This window comes from Leisingera sp. F5 (genome assembly GCF_001593695.1).
The window spans coordinates 1-1,061 of record NZ_LUKH01001386.1; the positions used below are offsets into that span (position 1 = coordinate 1).

General features: G+C 61.3%; 1 pseudogene. It reads right to left on the minus strand.

Annotated elements, in window-relative coordinates:
• Positions 1-1,061, minus strand: a pseudogene (locus tag A2I95_RS41650) (ATP-grasp domain-containing protein); the annotation flags it as partial.

The following is a 1,061-nucleotide window of genomic DNA, read 5'->3' on the forward strand; positions in this document are numbered from 1 at the left end:
CTTCGCCGGCATCATTGGGTTTGATCGCGAACTGGATGTTCATCAGGCCGACCACATTCAGCGCTTTGGCCAATGCGAAAGTCTGTTCCTTGATCTGTTCGATCACCGGTTTTTCGAGCGAGTAGGGCGGCAAGCTGCAGGCACTGTCGCCCGAATGCACGCCGGCCTCTTCGATGTGCTGCATGATGCCTGCCACATGCACGTCTTTGCCGTCGCAGATCGCGTCCACGTCCAGCTCAACCGCACCGGCCAGATAGCTGTCCAAGAGCACTGGGCTGTCGCCGGAGACCACCACCGCCTCGGCGATGTAGCGTTTCAGCTGGTCCATGTCGCGGACGATTTCCATCGCCCGGCCACCCAGCACATAAGACGGGCGGATCACCAGCGGGAAGCCGATCTGTTCTGCGATTTCCAGCGCTTGCGCGTCGGTGGAGGCGATGCCGTTGTTCGGCTGCTTGAGACCCAGATTGTTGACCAGCGCCTGGAACCGCTCGCGGTCTTCGGCCAGGTCAATCGCGTCGGGCGAGGTGCCGAGGATCGGAATGCCTTCTTCCTCCAGCGCGTTTGCCAGCTTCAGCGGGGTCTGGCCGCCGAACTGCACAATAACGCCATGCAGGGTGCCGTTGTCCTGCTCGACCCGCAGGATTTCCATCACATGTTCAAACGTCAGCGGTTCGAAATACAGCCGGTCCGAGGTGTCATAGTCGGTAGACACCGTTTCCGGGTTGCAGTTGATCATGATGGTTTCATAGCCCGCGTCTGTCAGCGCAAAGCAGGCGTGGCAGCAGCAGTAGTCAAACTCAATGCCCTGGCCGATCCGGTTCGGGCCGCCGCCGAGGATGACCACTTTCTTGCGGTCAGAGGGGCGCGCTTCGCATTCGACGTCACCAAAGGCAGGCGCTTCATAGGTCGAGTACATGTAGGGCGTCTGCGCTTCGAATTCGGCAGCGCAGGTGTCGATCCGCTTGAACACGGCGTTGACGCCAGCCGCACGGCGGGCCTTGCGGATCTCCGCTTCGGTCTGGCCGGTCAGCTTGGCCAGGCGGGCATCGGTGAAACCC